Annotated in this window: 1 protein-coding gene and 2 pseudogenes; all 3 read left to right on the top strand. The window is 56.9% G+C overall.

The features are described from left to right. Positions 1-342: 342 nt before the first annotated feature. Positions 343-1,265, top strand: a pseudogene (locus BMI01S_RS43705) (cytochrome c peroxidase); the annotation flags it as partial. A 9-nt stretch (positions 1,266-1,274) separates the two neighbouring features. Beyond that, entirely contained in the window at positions 1,275-1,778 is a 504-nt protein-coding gene (locus tag BMI01S_RS43710) for a cytochrome-c peroxidase (RefSeq protein ID WP_244145509.1), read from the top strand. A 146-nt stretch (positions 1,779-1,924) separates the two neighbouring features. Further along, positions 1,925-2,104 (top strand): annotated as a pseudogene (locus tag BMI01S_RS40340) (IS6 family transposase); the annotation flags it as partial. Positions 2,105-2,499 lie beyond the last annotated feature (395 nt).

Raw genomic sequence — 2,499 nt, forward strand, 5'->3', positions numbered from 1 at the left:
GCCGTATGGAATTCGGTCCTGTTTGATCGATAAGCTTTCCTACCTATATGAGATTTCTCAATCCGCTTACCTATTTGCACCAGAACCGTTGCGTTGAGGTTTGTAAGCGTTTAGTCGGGCGATAGAGGCGGATTTTGGCTGACAGAGGGTGCCGTCCCGCAGCAGGTCGCAGCGTAGGCGGGCGAGACCATTGGCACGAGAACAGTCCGAGTGGTCAGCGATGCACCGTCGAATGATCAACTGGATCTTCGGTATGGTCTGTGCATCGTCGCTAGACAGTCGATATCACCTGTTCGAAATAGACGTTAACGAACTCTGATCAAAGTCGAAGCAGGGGAGCAAGTGAAGAAACTTCTGATTGCGTCGATCGCCGTCGTACTGGTTGGATATCTCGGTATCAGCGGTATCGCATATGTACATGACAAGGACTATGCAGAAAGGACGGTCGCGAGCCGGGCCGTATCCTCACAAGCGCTCGGCATCCGTGCAGTGTTAGATCGGAACGCGTGCTACTACTGCCATTCAAGGAAGGCGGTCCTGCCTAACTATGCCAAGCTACCGGGCATTCGTGAGCTAGCCGAACACGACAGGCAAACCGGGCTCATCCATTTTAGCATCGACAGCCTTTACGCGGCACTCGAGAGCGGCATGCCAGCTCCCGAGGCTGATCTTGCGAAGCTGGAAACCGTTGTGAGCGAACGCGCCATGCCGCCAAAACTGTTCCGCCTCGTACACTGGACGACCGGCCTTAGCGCCGACGATCGACGCGTACTTCTCGACTCAATCGCGTCACAGCGTCACACCGCATATGCGACACCCGGTGTCGCACCCGAGTTCGCTAACGAGCCGGTGCAGCCGTTGCCAAATTACTTGGCGACCGACGCGAATAAGGTTGCCCTCGGAAAGCAGTTCTTCAACGATACCCGACTATCGGTGGACAACACGGTATCGTGTGCGAGTTGTCACGCGCTGTCGACGGGGGCGTAGACGGAAAGAAAGTTTCGTCCGGCGTGGGGGGACAATTGGGCACGGTCAACGCGCCGACGGTATTTAATGCGGCGCTCAACGACAGGCAGTTCTGGGACGGTCGCGCGGCGACGCTGCAGGAACAGGCGGCCGGCCCACCGCTGAACCCGGTCGAAATGGCGTCTACGTCGTGGAGCGAGATCATCGATAAGCTAAAACAAGACTCGTCGCTGTCGCAACGGTTCTTGGCGGTGTACCCGAGCGGTTGGTCGAGCGCAAACATTACAGATGCAATCGCCGAATATGAGATGACACTGCTAACGCCAGGTCGCTTCGATGCTTACCTGCGCGGCGACAGGCATGCGCTGAATAGCGAGGAATTGCGCGGCTACCGGCTATTCAAGGCGAACCATTGCGCGACCTGCCACGTTGGCCAGAATCTGGGCGGGCAGTCGTTCGAGCGAATGGGCCTTGCGGCCGACTACTTTGCTGCGCGGGGCTACACCTCCGCTGCGGACAATGGCCGGGCGAACGTTACGAATGACCCGCTTGATCTCCATGCGTTCAAGGTGCCGACGCTGCGTAATGTGGAGCTAACCGCGCCATATTTTCACGACGGCAGCCGTGCTGATCTGCATGAAGCTGTGCGCGACATGGCGACGTATCAGGTCGGCAAGCAATTGTCGGACTCCGATGTCAACGCCATCGTAGCGTTCCTGAGGACGCTAACGGGTACGCGTCAACCCGCCGCTAGCTACTGTCCGACGACCGCGGCTGATTCTTGTGAAGGGGGCGAAGAGGGTGAGCGTTGATGCTGCTTGCAGAGCGGAAAGGGTATCAACGCCAGATGTCAGTTGGCGCAACTATTGCTTTGTCGGGCTGTTGGGAGTGGATTGACGACGGTTCTGTTGCAGTAAGGCCCACGTGAAAATTGGGTAGCGAATTTTTGAGCTGAGCGATGAAGAAGACGAAGACACCGCGAACCACACTCGCGCCGGGCCTGGCCAAGGTCCTGAAGCGCCTTCACTACCCGCTTGAAGTGATTTTGCTGTGCGTGCGATGGTACGTGGCCTATTCGCTGAGTTTGCGCAATCTCGCGGAAATGATGGACGAGCGTGGTTGGCTAACCCAGGATCATCAAATGAGCGTTTTCAATCCCAATCACGGGGTATGCGGGACACTGAGAATCAGGCGCGCAAGATTGCCGCGCGCCTGCCGATGAAGTTGCCTCGCGAGGGATTGCGTATCCCGGTGGTTGTGACAGCCGCTGGCGAGACAACATGGAACCGAGACGCGGGTATGGCAGTTCTGGACAGCAATGGGCGGACGGCATGGATTCGACTGGGCTACCGCTGAGCCGTGCGAGGGCATGCGCTTCGCGTTCTATCGGGCAACACCTACGGAGGTAACATGACTTGCATTGTGGCACTGGCGGATGGAAAGAAGGGTTCTGGTGCAAATAGGTAAGCGGATTGAGAAATCTCATATAGGTAGGAAAGCTTATCGATCAAACAGGACCGAATTCCATACGGT

Origin of the sequence: Paraburkholderia mimosarum LMG 23256 = NBRC 106338 (genome assembly GCF_000739815.1) — a bacterium.
GTDB lineage: Bacteria > Pseudomonadota > Gammaproteobacteria > Burkholderiales > Burkholderiaceae > Paraburkholderia > Paraburkholderia mimosarum.